Origin of the sequence: Streptomyces sp. G45, assembly GCF_049542095.1 — a bacterium.
In the GTDB taxonomy this organism is placed as follows: Bacteria; Actinomycetota; Actinomycetes; order Streptomycetales; family Streptomycetaceae; genus Streptomyces.
The window spans coordinates 2,977,371-2,993,664 of record NZ_JBMUZU010000001.1; the positions used below are offsets into that span (position 1 = coordinate 2,977,371).

15 protein-coding genes and 1 pseudogene are annotated in these 16,294 nt (G+C 71.9%); 7 read left to right on the forward strand and 9 right to left on the reverse strand.

Translation table 11 applies throughout. The annotated features are described in order from the left end of the window. Positions 1-30: 30 nt before the first annotated feature. From gcvT to ACOBQU_RS11860, 4 genes are all read left to right on the forward strand, one after another. Complete coding sequence (gene gcvT / locus ACOBQU_RS11845) at positions 31-1,155, forward strand: glycine cleavage system aminomethyltransferase GcvT (RefSeq protein ID WP_423626445.1); 1,125 nt, start codon at positions 31-33, stop codon at positions 1,153-1,155. 152 nt (positions 1,156-1,307) lie between these two features. Further along, positions 1,308-1,685, forward strand: coding sequence for a glycine cleavage system protein GcvH (gene gcvH, locus ACOBQU_RS11850; protein WP_423626447.1), 378 nt, complete (start codon positions 1,308-1,310; stop codon positions 1,683-1,685). Between the two features lie 25 nt (positions 1,686-1,710). Then, complete coding sequence (gene glyA, locus ACOBQU_RS11855; protein WP_423626448.1) at positions 1,711-2,973, forward strand: serine hydroxymethyltransferase; 1,263 nt, start codon at positions 1,711-1,713, stop codon at positions 2,971-2,973. Between the two features lie 169 nt (positions 2,974-3,142). Continuing rightward, positions 3,143-4,513, forward strand: coding sequence for an L-serine ammonia-lyase (locus ACOBQU_RS11860; RefSeq protein WP_423626449.1), 1,371 nt, complete (start codon positions 3,143-3,145; stop codon positions 4,511-4,513). A 65-nt stretch (positions 4,514-4,578) separates the two neighbouring features. Here the strand turns inward: ACOBQU_RS11860 and ACOBQU_RS11865 are convergent, their stop codons facing one another. Continuing rightward, on the reverse strand, positions 4,579-5,442 hold the full coding sequence (locus ACOBQU_RS11865; RefSeq protein ID WP_423626451.1) for a phosphatidylinositol-specific phospholipase C: 864 nt from the start codon (positions 5,440-5,442) through the stop codon (positions 4,579-4,581). 181 nt (positions 5,443-5,623) lie between these two features. On the opposite strand from ACOBQU_RS11865, the gene ACOBQU_RS11870 reads away from it, so the two are divergent. Then, positions 5,624-6,175, forward strand: coding sequence for a glycoside hydrolase family 25 protein (locus ACOBQU_RS11870; RefSeq protein WP_423626453.1), 552 nt, complete (start codon positions 5,624-5,626; stop codon positions 6,173-6,175). Positions 6,176-6,450: 275 nt separating this feature from the next. On the opposite strand, the gene ACOBQU_RS11875 is transcribed toward ACOBQU_RS11870, so the two are convergent. Then, positions 6,451-7,110: a GNAT family N-acetyltransferase gene (locus ACOBQU_RS11875; protein ID WP_423626455.1), complete on the reverse strand. Its 660-nt coding sequence runs from the start codon at positions 7,108-7,110 to the stop codon at positions 6,451-6,453. Positions 7,111-7,191: 81 nt separating this feature from the next. Here ACOBQU_RS11875 and ACOBQU_RS11880 point away from each other — a divergent pair, with 81 nt between their 5' ends. Next, a complete protein-coding gene (locus tag ACOBQU_RS11880) occupies positions 7,192-7,404 on the forward strand; it encodes an EF-hand domain-containing protein (protein ID WP_423626456.1) in 213 nt (70 codons plus the stop codon). Between the two features lie 12 nt (positions 7,405-7,416). On the opposite strand, the gene ACOBQU_RS11885 is transcribed toward ACOBQU_RS11880, so the two are convergent. Both ACOBQU_RS11885 and leuA read right to left on the reverse strand, forming a co-directional pair. After that, a complete protein-coding gene (locus tag ACOBQU_RS11885; RefSeq protein ID WP_423626458.1) occupies positions 7,417-8,334 on the reverse strand; it encodes an ABC transporter ATP-binding protein in 918 nt (305 codons plus the stop codon). Continuing rightward, positions 8,331-10,049 carry a 2-isopropylmalate synthase gene (leuA, locus tag ACOBQU_RS11890; protein WP_423634418.1) on the reverse strand — a complete coding sequence of 573 codons (1,719 nt, stop codon included), beginning with the start codon at positions 10,047-10,049 and terminating at the stop codon, positions 8,331-8,333. The genes ACOBQU_RS11885 and leuA overlap by 4 nt, the downstream gene beginning before the upstream one ends. A 104-nt stretch (positions 10,050-10,153) precedes the next feature. Between leuA and ACOBQU_RS11895 the strand changes: the two are divergent. Then, positions 10,154-10,872 (forward strand): annotated as a pseudogene (locus ACOBQU_RS11895) (FadR/GntR family transcriptional regulator). A gap of 137 nt (positions 10,873-11,009) precedes the next feature. On the opposite strand, the gene ACOBQU_RS11900 reads toward ACOBQU_RS11895, so the two are convergent. The 5 genes from ACOBQU_RS11900 to ACOBQU_RS11920 form a co-directional block, all read right to left on the reverse strand. Beyond that, positions 11,010-12,215, reverse strand: coding sequence for a PQQ-binding-like beta-propeller repeat protein (locus tag ACOBQU_RS11900; protein WP_423626460.1), 1,206 nt, complete (start codon positions 12,213-12,215; stop codon positions 11,010-11,012). Further along, the gene (locus ACOBQU_RS11905) at positions 12,215-13,000 is read right to left on the reverse strand and encodes a polysaccharide deacetylase family protein (RefSeq protein WP_423626462.1); all 786 of its coding nucleotides are present in this window, start codon (positions 12,998-13,000) and stop codon (positions 12,215-12,217) included. Before ACOBQU_RS11905 ends, ACOBQU_RS11900 begins: the two co-directional genes overlap by 1 nt. Positions 13,001-13,372: 372 nt before the next feature. Then, positions 13,373-13,876 carry an ATP-binding protein gene (locus tag ACOBQU_RS11910; RefSeq protein ID WP_423626464.1) on the reverse strand — a complete coding sequence of 168 codons (504 nt, stop codon included), beginning with the start codon at positions 13,874-13,876 and terminating at the stop codon, positions 13,373-13,375. Between the two features lie 263 nt (positions 13,877-14,139). Next, on the reverse strand, positions 14,140-14,910 hold the full coding sequence (locus ACOBQU_RS11915) for an enoyl-CoA hydratase/isomerase family protein (protein ID WP_423626466.1): 771 nt from the start codon (positions 14,908-14,910) through the stop codon (positions 14,140-14,142). Positions 14,911-14,998: 88 nt separating this feature from the next. Further along, the gene (locus ACOBQU_RS11920; RefSeq protein ID WP_423626468.1) at positions 14,999-16,240 is read right to left on the reverse strand and encodes a L,D-transpeptidase; all 1,242 of its coding nucleotides are present in this window, start codon (positions 16,238-16,240) and stop codon (positions 14,999-15,001) included. Between the last annotated feature and the right edge of the window lie 54 nt (positions 16,241-16,294).

The window sequence follows — 16,294 nt, forward strand, 5'->3', positions numbered from 1 at the left end:
CCGTCATGCCATGCCTGGGAGCCAGTACTCATGAGCCCTACCCCGCGCAAGACCGCCCTCGACGCCCTGCATCGCTCGCTCGGCGCCACCATGACCGACTTCGCGGGCTGGGACATGCCGCTGCGGTACGGCAGTGAGCGCGACGAGCACAACGCCGTGCGCACCAAGGCCGGTCTCTTCGACCTCTCCCACATGGGCGAGATCACCGTCACCGGCGCCGGGGCCGTCGACCTGCTGAACTACGCGCTCGTCGGCAACATCGGCTCCGTCGGCGTCGGCCGCGCCCGCTACACCATGATCTGCCAGGCCGACGGCGGCATCGTCGACGACCTGATCGTCTACCGCCTCGGCGAGACCGAGTACATGGTCGTCGCCAACGCGGGCAACGCCCAGGTCGTCCTGGACGCCCTCACCGAGCGGGCCGCCGGGTTCGACGCCGAGGTGCGCGACGACCGCGACGCGTACGCACTGGTCGCCGTCCAGGGCCCCGAGTCCCCCGGCATCCTCAAGGCAGTCACGGACGCCGACCTGGACGGCCTGAAGTACTACGCGGGCCTGCCCGGCACGGTCGCGGGCGTGCCCGCCCTGATCGCGCGCACCGGCTACACGGGCGAGGACGGCTTCGAGCTGTTCGTGGCGCCGGAGCACGCCGAGACGCTGTGGCGGGCGCTGACGGAGGCGGGCGCCCCCGTCGGCCTCGTGCCGTGCGGGCTCTCCTGCCGCGACACGCTCCGCCTGGAGGCGGGCATGCCGCTGTACGGCAACGAGCTGACCACCGGTCTCACCCCCTTCGACGCGGGCCTCGGCCGGGTCGTGAAGTTCGAGAAGACCTCCCACGCGGAGGACTTCGTGGGCCGCGACGCGCTGAAGGCCGCCGCCGAGCGCGCCGAGGCCGCGCCGCCCCGCAAGCTCGTCGGCCTGGTCGCCGAGGGCCGCCGGGTGCCCCGCTCGGGCATGGACGTCGTCGCGGACGGCCAGGTCGTGGGCCAGGTCACCTCCGGCGCCCCCTCGCCCACCCTCGGCAAGCCGATCGCCATGGCCTACGTCGACGCCGCCCACGCCGAGCCCGGCACCCCCGGCGTCGCCGTGGACATCCGCGGCACCCACGAGCCCTACGAGGTCGTGGCGCTGCCGTTCTACAAGCGCCAGAAGTGACACACCCGGCACCAGGTGTGACGGCCGGGCCCCGGACGTGACACCAGCGGCACATCGGCACCGTACAAGCAACGGTACAAACCGTCTCATTCCGTAAGACGGCCCTTCCCCACGTGCATCAGCACTCGCCCGCGTACAGGAGAATTCACGCCATGAGCAACCCCCAGCAGCTGCGTTACAGCAAGGAGCACGAGTGGCTGTCGGCCACCGAGGACGGCGTGGCGACGGTCGGCATCACCGAGTTCGCGGCCAACGCGCTCGGTGACGTCGTGTTCGCCCAGCTCCCGGCGGTCGGCGACTCGGTCACCGCGGGCGAGACCTGCGGCGAGCTGGAGTCGACCAAGTCGGTCTCCGACCTCTACTCCCCCGTCTCCGGCGAGGTCGTCGAGGCCAACCAGGACGTCGTGGACGACCCGTCCCTGGTGAACTCGGCCCCCTTCGAGGGCGGCTGGCTGTTCAAGGTGCGCGTCGCCGAGGAGCCGGGCGACCTACTCTCCGCCGACGAGTACACCGAGTTCGCAGGCAGCTGACCACGGCGTAAGGACGGAACTTCCGATGTCGCTTCTGAACACCCCACTCCACGAACTCGACCCCGACGTCGCCGCCGCCGTCGACGCGGAGCTGACCCGCCAGCAGTCCACCCTGGAGATGATCGCCTCGGAGAACTTCGCTCCGGTCGCGGTCATGGAGGCCCAGGGCACGGTCCTCACCAACAAGTACGCCGAGGGCTACCCCGGCCGCCGCTACTACGGCGGCTGCGAGCACGTCGACGTCACCGAGCAGATCGCGATCGACCGGGTCAAGGACCTGTTCGGCGCCGAGTACGCCAACGTCCAGCCGCACTCCGGCGCCTCCGCCAACCAGGCCGCCCTCTTCGCGATCGCCCAGCCCGGCGACACGATCCTCGGCCTGGACCTGGCGCACGGCGGCCACCTCACCCACGGCATGCGTCTGAACTTCTCCGGCAAGCAGTTCAACGTGGTCGCCTACCACGTGGACGAGGCCGGTCTGGTCGACATGGCCGAGGTCGAGCGCCTGGCCAAGGAGAACCGCCCCAAGGTGATCATCGCGGGCTGGTCCGCCTACCCGCGCCAGCTGGACTTCGCCGAGTTCCGCCGCATCGCCGACGAGGTCGGCGCGTACCTGTGGGTCGACATGGCGCACTTCGCCGGGCTCGTCGCCGCCGGTCTGCACCCGAACCCGGTGCCGTTCGCGGACGTGGTCACCTCCACCACGCACAAGACGCTCGGCGGCCCCCGCGGCGGCATCATCCTGGCCCGCACCAAGGACTTCGCGAAGAAGCTGAACTCCGCGGTCTTCCCCGGCTTCCAGGGCGGCCCCCTGGAGCACGTGATCGCCGCCAAGGCCGTCTCCTTCAAGGTCGCCGCCTCGGACGACTTCAAGGAGCGCCAGCAGCGCACCCTGGACGGCGCCCGCATCCTCGCCGAGCGCCTGGTCCAGGACGACGTCAAGGAGCACGGCGTCGCCGTCCTGTCCGGCGGCACCGACGTGCACCTGGTCCTGGTCGACCTGCGCGACAGCGAGCTGGACGGCCAGCAGGCCGAGGACCGCCTCCACGAGGTCGGCATCACGGTCAACCGCAACGCCGTCCCGAACGACCCCCGCCCGCCGATGGTCACCTCCGGCCTGCGCATCGGCACCCCGGCCCTCGCCACCCGCGGCTTCCAGGCCGAGGACTTCCACGAGGTCGCCGACGTCATCGCCGAGGCCCTGAAGCCCGGCTTCGACGCCGAGGCCCTGAAGGCCCGCGTGTCCGCTCTGGCCGCGAAGCACCCGCTGTACCCCGGCCTGAAGTAGTTCCGTACGCTTTTGTTCCTCCGTACGAACATCGGGGCACCCCGCACACTGGAGAGTGAGCTGGGGTGCCCCGCACCACGTACCGCGCCGAGCGGTCCCCCGCACCGCCCAGCACGTCCGCACCACCCGGCAGACGACGGCGTCTACCAACCACCATTGGAGTTCTCTCGTGGCCATCTCGGTCTTCGACCTGTTCTCGATCGGCATCGGCCCGTCCAGCTCCCACACGGTCGGCCCGATGCGCGCGGCGCGCATGTTCGCCCGGCGCCTGAAGAACGAGGGCCTGCTGGCCCACACCACCGCCGTCCGCGCCGAGCTGTACGGCTCCCTCGGCGCCACCGGCCACGGCCACGGCACGCCCAAGGCGGTCCTGCTCGGCCTGGAGGGCGAGTCGCCGCGCACGGTGAACGTGGAGACGGCCGACGACCGCGTCGAGGAGATCAAGGCCTCCGGCCGCCTGAACGTGCTCGGCGTGCACGAGATCGCCTTCGACTTCGACGAGGACCTGGTCCTGCACCGCCGCAAGGCGCTGCCCTACCACGCGAACGGCATGACGGTCTTCGCGTACGACGCGGACGGCGAGCTGGTCCTCTCCAAGACCTACTACTCGGTAGGCGGCGGCTTCGTCGTCGACGAGGACGCGGTGGAGGGCGAGAACCCGATCGTCCCGGACGACACGGTCCTGAAGTACCCCTTCCGCACCGGCGACGAGCTGCTGCGCCTCTCCGCCGAGACCGGCCTGTCGATCTCCGCCCTGATGCTGGAGAACGAGAAGGCCTGGCGCACGGAGGAGGAGATCCGCGAGGGCCTGCTCGACATCTGGCGCGTCATGCAGGCCTGCGTCTCGCGCGGCATGTCCCGCGAGGGCATCCTGCCCGGCGGCCTGAAGGTCCGCCGCCGCGCCGCCCACTCCGCGCGCCAGCTGCGCGCCGAGGGCGACCCGGAGGCCCGCGCCATGGAGTGGATCACGCTGTACGCGATGGCGGTGAACGAGGAGAACGCGGCGGGCGGCCGCGTCGTCACCGCCCCCACGAACGGCGCCGCCGGGATCATCCCCGCGGTCCTGCACTACTACATGAACTTCGTGCCCGGCGCCGACGAGGAGGGCGTGGTCCGCTTCCTCCTCGCCGCCGGTGCCATCGGCATGCTCTTCAAGGAGAACGCCTCGATCTCCGGCGCCGAGGTCGGCTGCCAGGGCGAGGTCGGCTCCGCCTGCTCCATGGCGGCGGGCGCCCTCGCCGAGGTCCTCGGCGGCTCCCCCGAGCAGGTGGAGAACGCCGCCGAGATCGGCATGGAGCACAACCTGGGCCTGACCTGCGACCCCGTCGGCGGCCTCGTCCAGATCCCGTGCATCGAGCGCAACGGCATGGCGGCCGTGAAGGCCGTCACCGCCGCCCGCATGGCGATGCGCGGCGACGGCTCCCACAAGGTGTCCCTCGACAAGGTCATCAAGACCATGAAGGAGACCGGCGCCGACATGAGCGTCAAGTACAAGGAGACGGCCCGCGGCGGCCTCGCGGTCAACATCATCGAGTGCTGACGCACCCACCCGTCGCGCCACGCGCCGTGTCACCCGTCACGCCACACGTCACGTCGCCGCTCACGTCAGTTGTGCGCGATCAGTGACTCCACGAGCCCGGCGCGGGTGTTGGGGTAGTCCATCGGTACGATCCCGAGCCCGCGCCAGCTGCGCCCCTCCGCGCTCTCCAGGAGGGTGTGCACCCTCGGGTTGAGGTCATCGGCGTTCCACCGCGGCGGCAGCCCCGCCGCGGTGCTGACGAAGTTGATGTACTGCTTCCCGGGCTGGGCGGCGGCCTTCCTGAACTGACCCTCGATCTTCGGGTACTTGGCTCCGGGGGCGGCGTTCCAGTCGTCCTGGATGTCGAAGACGCCGCCGTCGCCCCAGCGGATGCCGCCGGGCAGCCCTCCGTTGTCGGCGATCAGCACGACCCGCCCGCGCACGTCCCCCAGCCGCGGCCATGCGTCCCCGATGTGGAACAGCGACCGCCATCCGCGCCGGTCCAGATAGTCGTCGAAGACCGCCCGGAACGCGGCGTCGCTCACTTCCGAGTACTCCTGCTTGACCCGCATCAGCACGGTTTCCGACGGCTGTGCGCGCAGGAAGTCCCGGCAGGCGCCGAGCACGTCGTCGAAGTTCAGGTTCTGGTAGAAGGCGCCGTGGTGGATCGTGAACGACCCCTCGAAGGCCCGGCAGCGGATGTCCAGGAACCGTATGCCGGACGCCAGTTGCGCGGCCAGCGTGGTGTTCTGGCACTCCACCCACCACCCGCCGAAGCGCGCCCCCGAGTCGTGCGTGCCCGGAATCGTCAGCCGCTGCAAGGGCGTCGCCGCGTCGACGCCCGCCATCCAGGTGCGTACGTCGAGAGCGCGGGCGGTGGCCCGCGGAGCGGCGGACACCAGTGCGACGGCCGTGGTGGCGGTGAGGAAGGAGCGACGGCTGAGGGCCATAGGGGTTCCCGTGGGTGTGGGGGTCGGGGGAAGCGCCCCAAGTATGGATGGGAACGGCTGACCATGGGAACGGTCACTGCACAGTCAACAGTTCACCGTTCACCGTTCACCGCTCACGGACACGGGACACCCCCCATTCCCCTCCCCCACGTGATCGGCTCCCCCACCCTGGAGGACCCGCATGCTGCGCGGCATCGACGTCAGTTCCCACCAGTCGTCCTTCTCCACGGAAGGCCTCTCCTTCGTCGTCATCAAGGCGACGGAAGGCCGCTCCTACATCAACCCGCGCCTGACGGCCCAGACCAAACTCGCCCGCGACGGCGGCTGCGTCGTCGGCTTCTACCACTTCCTGTGGCCCGGCAACATCACGGCACAGGCGGAGTATTTCGTCAGCAAGGCCCCGGAGAAGGCGGGCGACTTCCTGGCGGTCGACTGGGAGTGGACGGGCGACCACACGGCGGCGACCAACGCGGAGAAGGACAGATTCATCAAGGAGGTCAAGCGCCTCCGCCCGAACCACCGCACGATCCTGTACTGCAACCGCGACTTCTGGCTGAACCGGGACACGACGTCGTACGCGGGCGACGGCCTCTGGATCGCCGACTACGTCACCGCGGGCAAGCCCCGCGTCCGCGCCGACTGGCTCATCCACCAGTACACGTCGACGCCGGTCGACAAGAACGTGGCGGACTTCGACACCAAGAGCGCGATGCGGGACTGGGCCACGCCCTGACGACGGGGCGGCCCTCGCGGTGGCGCCCCAGACCCACCCCTTCCCGAACCAGGGGGCCAGCCCCTGGCACCCCCGTGAATCGGCCTTCGGCCTCGTCCTCAAACGCCGGACGGGCTGGATTGTGCGGGCTGGGCTGGATTCTGCCGGTGCGGCAGAGTTCTAGCCCGTCCGGCGTTTGAGGACGAGGCGCGAAGCGCCAATAAAGCGGGGTGCCAGGGGCAGTCGCCCCTGGTTCGGGAAGGGGCGGGTCTGGGGCGCACCCGCGAGGGCACCCCTCAGCGCGCGGAGAAGAGGGCCTCCGCCCCCACGGGGCGGAACCCGGCGGCCTGGAACGCCCGCACACTGCGGGCATTCCCCGCGGCCTGCTGCGCCCACACCACCCCACCCCCCGGCACCAGCTGCCGCGAGGCCAGCGCGAGCGCCCGCCCGAGCCCCCGCCCCCGCGCACCGTCCGCCACCTCGATCGCCGCCTCCCACCGCCCGGCGACGCCCCGGCCGAGGACGAGGACCCCGCCCGTGGCCGAGGACCACACCCGCACGTCGTCACGCCGCTTGCGCGCCCGGGCCACCCGCGGATGGTCGGGGTCGTCCAGCTCCCGCAGTCCGAGGGCCGCGTCCGGCGCCCCCGGCACCGCGTCGGCGACCGTCAGCAGGTCGATCGTGTCGGTCGCCCGCCCCGTGCGCTCCTGGAACGCCGTGAGGAAGCGCGGGCTCATGGCCGCCGCCAGCGGATCGCCGTCCACGGCGGCGACGGCCGACCGCACCCAGGCCGGGTCCTCGTCGGTGAAGACGACCGTGTGCGCGGTGAACGCGATCACCCCGGCGTCGCGGTGCGACGGCTGCGGGACGACGGTCGTGGACCCGTCGGCGGCCGGGAACTCCCCGCGCGCCGCCGCGGCGAGAATCCCCGCGAGCACCGCCGATGTGCTGGCCATAGCCGTACTCCTTGCAGTCGGGTCCGAGGTCGGCCGTTACCCTAACCCCCGTCAGTACGGCACGAAGAAGGGGCGGACCCGGTGGCGGACATCGAGGAAGCACGCAAGCAGTTCGACCGGTTCGACGCGGACGGCGACGGTTACATCACTCCGGCGGAGTACAAGTCCGCCATGGCGCAGATGGGGGACTGGAACGTCACCGAGTCGGTGGCCGAGGCCATCATCAAGTCCAAGGACCAGAACGGCGACAAGCTGCTCTCCTTCGACGAGTTCTGGGCCAGCCTGAACAAGTAGCGAGCCCACACCTCAGACGCCGGACGGGAAGCGTTCCACCCCGTCCGGCGTCCGTGTGTCCGGGGTGTCCGGGGTGTCCGGGGAGTTCGGGGTGTCCGGGCAGCCCGGGGCGGCGGCCCGCGAGGCCACCCCCCACCTCCCCCCGCGCCGCTCCACCCGCACGGGGTGGTCGAAGCACGCGCTGACCGGCCCCGTGGTCAGCACCTCCCCCACGCCTCCCGAGGCCAGCACCCGTCCCGCCCGCAGCAGCACGGCGTGCGTCGTGCCCACCGGCAGCTCCTCCAGATGGTGGGTCACCAGCACGGTGGCAAGCTCGGGCCGGGCCGTCCGCAGGGCGTCCAGGGCCTCCAGGAGCCGTTCGCGCCCCGGCAGGTCGAGACCGGTGGCGGGTTCGTCGAGGAGCAGCAGCCGTGGCTCCGGCATCAGGGCGCGGGCGATCAGCGTCCGGCCGCGCTCGCCCTGCGAGAGGGTGGGCCAGCGGGCGTCGGCCCGGTCGGCGAGCCCCAGGGCGGCGATGAGGTCACCGGCCCGCGCGTACTCGGCGGCGCTCGGCCGCCGGTGCGGGACGGGGGCGACGCTGCCGGTGAGGCCGGTGAGGACGACGTCCCGCACGGGCAGCGGGGAGCGCAGCGGGTGGCGGGGGTCGACGTGGCCGAGGTCGGCGCGCAGCTCCCGCAGGTCGACGGTGCCGAGGCGGCGGCCGAGGACGTGAACGGTGCCGTGCGTGGGGTGCGTACGGGCGCCGAGGAGGGAGAGCAGGGTGGACTTGCCCGCGCCGTTGGCGCCGAGCAGGGCCCAGTGCTCACCGGCCTCGACGGTGAGCGAGACGCCGTCGAGGACGCGCCGCCCGTCGCGGACGACGCTGACGCCGTCGGCGCGCAGCACCGGTACCGGACGCCGTACCGCGTCGGACGCGGTGGCCGCGCTCATGTCGCCGCTCGATTCACCGCCGACACCACGGCCCGCACCGACGCCATCAGCAGCGACGTGTCCACCCCGGCGCCCCAGACCTCCCGGCCCCCGGCGCCGCCGACGCGGCAGTGCGCGTACGCCGCGGCCTCGCTGGTGTCGCCGGACGTGACGGCGTGCTCGCTGTAGTCGAGGACGTCGACGGTGATCCCGGCGGCGGCGAGCGCGTCGACGAAGGCGGACAGCGGCCCGTTGCCGGTGCCCTCGAAGTCGCCGGTCCTGTCGTTGACGGTCAGCGTGCACACGCAGCGGTGGGCGCCGTCGGGGGTGGTGTCCGCGGCCCACGCCAGGACGGACAGGGCGTGGCCGGAGCCGGGGTGCCCCGGCTCCAGGTAGGTGGTGCGGAACAGTTCGTACAGCTCGTCCGGGCGGGCCTCGCGCCCGCTGCCGTCGGTGGCGGCCTGCACCACGCGGGCGAAGTCGGGCCGCAGGGCGGCGGGCAGGTCGAGCCCGTGGTGCGTGCGCAGCAGGTACGCGGTGCCGCCCTTGCCGGACTGGGAGTTGACGCGGATCACGGCCTCGTACGACCGTCCGAGGTCGGCCGGGTCGAGCGGCAGGTAGGGCACCCGCCAGGGCGCCCGGCCCGGCTCGACGCCGAGGTCGGCGGCGTGCTTGGCGTGGTGGGCGAGGCCCTTGGCGATGGCGTCCTGGTGGGTGCCGGAGAACGCGGTGTGCACGAGGTCGCCCGCGTACGGGTGGCGGGGGTGGACCGGCAGGCGGTTGCAGTGCTCGACGACCTCGCGGACCGTGTCGATGTCGGAGAGGTCGACCATGGGGTCGACGCCCTGGGCGAACAGGTTGAGGGCGAGCGTCACCAGGTCGACGTTGCCGGTGCGCTCGCCGTTGCCGAACAGGCAGCCCTCCACGCGCTGGGCCCCGGCGAGCACGGCGAGTTCGGCGCAGGCGACGCCGGTGCCGCGGTCGTTGTGCGGGTGCACGGACAGGATGACGGCGTCGCGGCGGGCCAGGTGCCGGTGCAGGTACTCGATCTGGTCGGCGTAGACGTTGGGGGTGGCGATCTCCACGGTGGCCGGGAGGTTGTGCGTCACCGGGCGGTCCGCGCTCGCGTCCCACAGCTCGGTGAGCCCGTCGCACAGCTCCAGGACGAAGTCCGGCTCGGTGAGGTTGAAGGTCTCCGGCGAGAACTGGAAGCGGATGTCGGCGTCCGGGCGCGCGTCGGCGAGCCGCGCCATGTGCGCGGCGGCCTCGCGGGCGGTGGCGGTCACCGCGGCGCGGTCCCGGCCGAGGACCACCTCGCGCCACACCGGCGAGGTCGCGATGTACAGGTGCACCACGGCCCGGGGCAGTCCGTCGATCGCCTCGAAGGTGCGGTCGATCAGATCGGCGCGCGCCGGGGTGAACACGACGGGCGTCACATCGTCCGGCACGGCCCCGGAGCGGACCAGCTCCACGAGGTGGCGTACGAAGTCGAAGTCGGTCCGGCTCGCCGACGGGTAGCCGACCTCGATCTCCTTGAACCCCCTGCCGACCAGCAGGTCGAAGAAGCGGCGCTTGCGCGCGGTGTCCATCGGCTCGGCGAGCGCCTGGTTGCCGTCGCGCAGGTCGACGGGGACCCAGAGCGGGGCGCGGGTGAGCCGGGCCGAGGGCCAGGCGCGGTCGTCGAGCGCGACGACGTCGACGCGGTCCTCGTACGGCGCGTAGCGGTGCGCGGGCATGGGGCTGGGGCGCTGGGGATTCCAGGGGTACGAGATCACGCACCTCACCCTAGGCAGACCTCAGGTCCTCAGACAAGTACTCCTCAGACAAGTACACTCGCGGGGTGACCCCACCCAAGTCCACCGCGCCACCTCTCGGCGCCCTGCGCCCCAGCCCCCTCGTCGAACAGGCCACGGAGCGGCTGCGCGACCAGATCACCGGCGGCCACTGGGCCGTCGGCGCCCGCCTCCCCGGCGAGACGACCCTCGCCAAGGAGCTGGGCGTCGGCCGCTCCACCGTCCGCGAGGCCCTGCGCGCGCTCGCCGGTGCCGGACTCGTCCAGGCCCGGCAGGGGCGGGGGTCTTCGTCCTCGCCACCGAGCCCGTCGAGGACTGGCCCACGCGGCTGCGGCGCGCGGCGATCAAGGACGTGTACGAGGTACGGGCGCTCGTCGAGGTCCAGGCGGCCCGGCTCGCGGCGGCCCGCCGCACCCCGGAGGACGTCGAGGCGATGCGCGCCGCGCTCGCCGCGCGCCGGGCCGCCGCGCCCGGCGCGGACGCGGCCTTCATCGACGCCGACATCGCCCTGCACGCCACGGTGGTGGCCGCCGCGCACAATCCCGTCCTCACGGACCTGTTCGCCGAGTTCGTACCCGCGCTGCGGCAGGGGCTCATCGGGCTGCTCGACCTCATCGACATCGGCCGCGAGGAGTCCGACCACGGCGACGCGGCACACGAGGCCTTGGTGCGCGCCGTCGCCTCCGGCGACGAGGACGAGGCGGAGCGGGTCGCCCGAGCGGAGCTTGAGGTGACGCTGGGGCGGTTGACGGGGCGACGGGGGTAGGCACCCTCGCGGGGGGGCGCCCCAGACCCACCCCTTCCCGAACCAGGGGCTGCCGCCCCTGGCACCCCGCCTTCATCGCCGCTTCGCGCCTCGTCCTCGAACGCCGGACGGGCTTTCCGCCTACGGCCCGCCGCTGCTCAGCGGAAGATGCCCGTGTGACCCAGTGAGTAGCGGCCTGGCTGTGGGTACACCGCCAGGCCGTGTGGGCCGCCGCCTACGGGGATGCGGGCGACCTGGACGCCGGTGCGGGTGTCGATGGCGTAGACCTCGGAGTCGTAGCGGCCGGAGAGCCACAGCGTGTTGCCGTCGGCGGAGACGCCGCCCATGTCGGGGCTGCCGCCGTCCGGCAGGCGCCACTTCTTGGTGACCTTGTTCCGGGCGAAGTCGAAGACGGAGATGGTGCCCTCGCCCCGGTTGGAGACGTACATCTCGCGGGAGTCGCGGCTGACGTACAGGCCGTGGCAGCCCTTGCCCGTCGGCAGGAGCCTCGGCTTGCCGAAGGTGTCGCCGTCGAGGACCCACATGCCGTCGGCCATCATGTCGGCGACGTAGAAGCGCTTGCCGTCGGGGGACATCTTCACGTCCTGCGGCATGGCGCCCTTGAAGGGCAGCTTCTGCTGGCCGACGACCTTCATGCTCTCGGTGTCGACCTTGAGCAGTTCGCCGCTGAACTCGCAGGACACGATGAAGTAGCGGCCGTCGAGGGAGAAGTCGGCGTGGTTGACGCCGTAGCAGGTGACGGGGACGGTCTTCTTGCGCTCCATGGTGTGGGGGTCGCGGAAGACCAGTTCGCGGTCCAGGGACGCCATGACGACGGCGTACTTGCCGTTGGGTGTGAAGTAGAGGTTGTAGGGGTCGTGGACCTCGACGGGCTTGCCCGCCTTGCCGGTCCTGGGGTTGATGGGCGTGAGGGTGTGGCCGCGGTTGTTGTTGACCCAGAGGGTCTTCATGTCCCAGGAGGGGACGACGTGCTGCGGCTGGACGCCGACGGGGATGGTGTCGACGACCTTGTACGTCTTGGGGTCGATGACGGAGACGGTGTTGGAGTTGGTGTTGGGGACGTAGACGCGGGACGGGAAGTCCTTGACCACCGGGGAGAGCTTGTTCGGGCGGTCGGCGTGGTAGACGTCCTTGGGGTCGAGGACGGGCGGCATGCCGGGCAGGCCGTAGATCTTCTTCGGCGCGACGGGCTCCGCGGGCTTGGCGGGCTTCGGCGGGGCCTTGGTGGTGAGGGCCTTGTCCTCGCGGTCGCCGCGCTCGGTGCCGCAGCCCGCGAGGGCGGCCAGCGCGGCGGTGGCGGCGAGCAGGGCCGCGGCGCGCGCGGTCAGGGTCAGGTTTCGCATCAGGTGAGCAGCTCCGTGGTCGTGACGGCGCGCAGGCCGCGGCGGTGCAGTTCTTCCAGGACGGCGGGGAGCGCGGCGACCGTGTCCGCGTACCCGAAGTGCAGGCTCACCACGGAGCCCGCGCGGACCTCCGCGGCGACCTTGCGGGTCACGGCCGGGGCGCCGGGCGAGGTGAAGTCGAGGGAGTCCACGTCGTACGACAGGACGTGGGGGTAGCCCGCGCGGCGGGCGAGGCGGGCCACCAGCGGGGAGGCGCGCCGCGCCTGCGAGGGGCGGAACCAGCTGCCGATGCCGCCGGTCAGCCCGCGCAGGCGGTCCGCGCAGCCGGTGATCTCCGCGTACGCGGCGGCCTCGTCCAGGGCGTTGATGTTCCGGTGGCTCAGCGTGTGGTTGCCGAGGTCGTGGCCGCCGTCGAGAACGCGGCGGGCCAGGCGCGGATGCTCGTCCAGCCAGGTGCCGACGGCGAGGACGGTGACGCGGGCGCCCGCGCGCTCCGCCTCGGCGAGCAGGGCGCGGGCCAGGGCGGGGTCGCCGCGGCCGTGGAAGGTGAGCGCGACCTCGCGGCGACCCCGGGGGCTGTGCTCGATCTGGACGGGCAGGTCCGCGAAGCCGCGGGGGCCCGGCGCGGGCACCCTCGCGGGCTGCGGCACCGAGCGCGGCGAGGGGGTGGGCCGGGGGGCGGGGTCCCGCGAGGCGGAACAGCCCGCCGTGAGGAGGCCCCCGAGGGCGAGCCCGGCGCCGGTGCGCAGCGCACCGCGGCGGTCGGTCGGAGTCACGCGACCCATTTATAGGGCGGCGGGGGCCGCGAGACGCTGATTGACATGAGCCGCGGTCCAGACCAAGCCCCGCCCTTCGGTCCCCCGATCACCCTCCACAGCCGCTGTTTAACCATCGTTTACAAGGTGAGTGCTCTATCTCACCAAGGATTCACCTCTAAAGTGAGAGGGAATGTCCCGCTTTGTTCGTTTAGGGACTTTTGGAGCAGAGGCCCCCGTCTGCCATAGTCGAGGAAGCGACACTCATTGACCCGAGCACGTCGTTCTTCGCGGTCGCGGACCACACCCCTATCGGTACGCGCCGCCGCTCGAAGGCCCCCGACAGCGCCGCCACCCACGGCCCCGGGGGCTTTCGCGTACGCGGGGGGGCGGCCCGATCCCCTAGCGGTCGGTGATGCGGATCTCGAACCAGGTCGTCTTGCCGCGCGGCAGGAGATCCACGCCCCAGCGGTCGGCGAGCTTGTCGACGAGGAACAGGCCCCGGCCGCTGACGTCCAGCTCGTGCACCGGCATCAGACAGGGCAGGCCGCGCGAGGGGTCGCGGACCTCGACCCGCATCCAGCAGCGCCGCCGCAGCATCCGCAGCCCGAAGACGCGCGCGCCGGTGTGCCGCACGGCGTTGCCGACCAGCTCGGAGACGAGCAGGACCACGTCCTCGGTGAGCTTGGGGCCAAGGCCCCAGTGGCGCAGGACGACGACCTGCGCGAGACGGCGGGCGATGGCCGCGGACTCCGGGCGGGACGGCAGCGACACCTCGCCGTCGGTCGGGTTGCCGAACAACTCCAGGGCTTTCAGGGCGTGTTCGTCCTCCACCGCAGGGGACCAGCGCGCCGCCGTCGCCCCCGTGCGTTTCCGCGGCTGTTCGAAACCCTCCTGCCCCGCCATGCCCTCCATCATGGCCGCCCCGGCGCCGCGGCGGGGCCGTTCCGCCGGAATAGGCCCCCCGGAAGCTTCCCTTCCGGGGGCCTGTCGAGTCATATGCCATCGGCAGCGTGCGCCCCCTCACACCCCCGCTGACCTGCGACGACCCCTGACGGGCCCGTGATCACCGCACGTCTTGCACGAGGTGCGCCCCCAAGTGGAGCAGGGCTCGGACAATCCGCCCCTTCGGGGAAACTTTGGCTGACGCCGCTTCAACTGGCCGGTTTTCAGAGGAACTTCGCCTTGCCGGGGCCGTCCTCCACGAAGCTGCGCATGCCCCGCTCGCGGTCCTCGGTGGCGAACAGACCCGCGAACCAGGTGCGCTCCACGGCGAGCCCGGTGTCGATGTCCGCCTCCAGGCCCTGGTCCACCGCCTCCTTGGCGGCGCGCAGCGCCAGCGCCGGGCCCTTGGCGAGCCGCGCGGCCCAGGCGCGCGCCTCCTCGTACACCTCGGCGGCGGGCACCACCCGGTCCACCAGGCCGATGGCGAGCGCCTCGTCGGCCTTGACCTGGCGGCCGGTGAAGATCAGGTCCTTGGCCCTGGACGGGCCGATCAGGCGGGGCAGGCGCTGGGTGCCGCCCGCGCCGGGGATCAGGCCGAGCAGGATCTCCGGCTGGCCGAGCTTGGCGTTGTCGGCGGCGATCCGGTAGTCGGCGCACAGCGCCAGCTCGCAGCCGCCGCCGAGCGCGTAGCCGGTGATGGCGGCGACCACCGGCTTGGGGACGCGGGCGATCGCCGTGAAGGCGTCCTGGAGGCCCCGGGAGCGCAGAACCATCGCCGTGTGGTCCATGTTCTGCATCTCCTTGATGTCCGCGCCCGCCGCGAACACCTTCTCGCCACCGTAGAGCACGACGGCCCGCACGTCGTCGCGGTCGGTGACCTCCGCCGCGAGGTCCTTCAGACGGTCCTGGAGCTCGATGTCCAGGGCGTTCATCGGCGGGCGGTCGAGGCGGATCGTACCGACGCCGTCAGCGACTTCGAGGTGCACAGTTGTCATGCGAGGCACGTTAGCGGTCGTTCATGCGGAAGGGACCGGTGCACTTCGTCACACGTGCGCCGGTCCCTCCCACGGGAGTGCCGGGGGCTTACGCCTTCCACTCCTCCCAGGACATGTTCCAGCCGTTGTAGCCGTTGTCCGGGGCGATGACCTTGTCCGCGGAGTTCTTGACGATCACCACGTCGCCGATCATCGACTGGTCGAAGAACCAGGCCGCGGGGACCTTCTTGTCGTAGCCGCCGCGCACGTCCCGCAGGCCGATGCAGCCGTGCGAGGCGTTGTAGTTGCCGAAGGCACCGCCGCCCCAGTAGTTGCCGTGGATGAACGTGCCGGACGTGGACAGGCGCTGGGCGTGCGGCACGTCCTTGATGTCGTACTCTCCGCCGTAGCCGACGGTCTCGCCGTTCATGCGGGTCACCTTGAGGCGCTCGCTGATGACCATCTGGCCGTTCCACGTGTCATAGCCGGGCTTGCCGGTGGTCACGGGGATCTTCTTCAGGACCTTCCCGTCCCGCTTGACGACCATCTGCTTCTTCTTGACGTCCACGACGGAGACCTGGCTGCGGCCGATCTCGAAGCGGACGGTCTTGCGCTGCTTGCCGTACACGCCCGGGCGGCCCTCGACGCCGTCCAGGTCGAGCCTGACGGTGACCTTGGTGCCGGGCTTCCAGTACTTCTCGGGGCGGAAGTCCAGGCGGTCGTTGCCGAACCAGTGGCCCTCGACCGGCACCGACGGCTCGGTCCTGATGGAGATGGCCTTCTCCACGTCCTTCGGAGCGGTGATGCCGCGCGTGAAGCGCACCGAGAACGGCATGCCCACGCCGACCTTGGTGCCGTCCTCGGGGGTGAACTGGCCGAGGAAGGTGTTCTTCGGTACGAGGGTGGTGAACGCCGAGTCCTTCGCGGACACCCGGCCGTCCGCGTCCTTCGCGATGGCGTGCACCTTGTACTGGGTGCCGGAGGCGAGGTGCCGCGCGGGCGTCCACTTCGCGCCACCGGAGGTGATCCGGCCGGGGACGGCCCTGCCCTTCGGGTCCTTGACCGTCACCTCGGTCAGCTTGCCCTCGGCGGCCGATATCCGCAGCGCGCCGCTGGTGGCGACGGCGTCCGCGCCGTCCTTGGGGGCTATCGTCACCACGGCCCGCGAGGGCTTGCCGTCGTCCGCCTTGTCCTTGCCCTTGCCGCCGTCCCCCGAGTCGGAGCCGCCCCCGCAGGCGGCCACGAACAGCAGCGTCGCCCCCGACGCCACCGCGATCAGTCCCCTGGCGCCCCGCCGCCGTCCGCGTCCCCGCGCGTCGGCCGACGCCCCCGATATCGGTCGCCCGTTCACGATGTTCTCCCCTCGCACCGGCCCGTCCCAGGCCCGCACTCCAGCTCAGGTGAC

What these genes read in the sequence shown, in the direction of transcription:
- gcvT (WP_423626445.1), top strand. Translation starts at nt 31, where the DNA reads ATGAGCCCTACCCCGCGCAAGACCGCCCTCGACGCCCTGCATCGCTCG.
- gcvH (WP_423626447.1), top strand. Translation starts at nt 1,308, where the DNA reads ATGAGCAACCCCCAGCAGCTGCGTTACAGCAAGGAGCACGAGTGGCTG.
- glyA (WP_423626448.1), top strand. Translation starts at nt 1,711, where the DNA reads ATGTCGCTTCTGAACACCCCACTCCACGAACTCGACCCCGACGTCGCC.
- ACOBQU_RS11865 (WP_423626451.1), bottom strand. Translation starts at nt 5,442, where the DNA reads ATGGCCCTCAGCCGTCGCTCCTTCCTCACCGCCACCACGGCCGTCGCA.
- ACOBQU_RS11870 (WP_423626453.1), top strand. Translation starts at nt 5,624, where the DNA reads ATGCTGCGCGGCATCGACGTCAGTTCCCACCAGTCGTCCTTCTCCACG.
- ACOBQU_RS11875 (WP_423626455.1), bottom strand. Translation starts at nt 7,110, where the DNA reads ATGGCCAGCACATCGGCGGTGCTCGCGGGGATTCTCGCCGCGGCGGCG.
- ACOBQU_RS11885 (WP_423626458.1), bottom strand. Translation starts at nt 8,334, where the DNA reads ATGAGCGCGGCCACCGCGTCCGACGCGGTACGGCGTCCGGTACCGGTG.
- leuA (WP_423634418.1), bottom strand. Translation starts at nt 10,049, where the DNA reads ATGCCCGCGCACCGCTACGCGCCGTACGAGGACCGCGTCGACGTCGTC.
- ACOBQU_RS11900 (WP_423626460.1), bottom strand. Translation starts at nt 12,215, where the DNA reads ATGCGAAACCTGACCCTGACCGCGCGCGCCGCGGCCCTGCTCGCCGCC.
- ACOBQU_RS11905 (WP_423626462.1), bottom strand. Translation starts at nt 13,000, where the DNA reads ATGGGTCGCGTGACTCCGACCGACCGCCGCGGTGCGCTGCGCACCGGC.
- ACOBQU_RS11910 (WP_423626464.1), bottom strand. Translation starts at nt 13,876, where the DNA reads ATGGCGGGGCAGGAGGGTTTCGAACAGCCGCGGAAACGCACGGGGGCG.
- ACOBQU_RS11915 (WP_423626466.1), bottom strand. Translation starts at nt 14,910, where the DNA reads ATGACAACTGTGCACCTCGAAGTCGCTGACGGCGTCGGTACGATCCGC.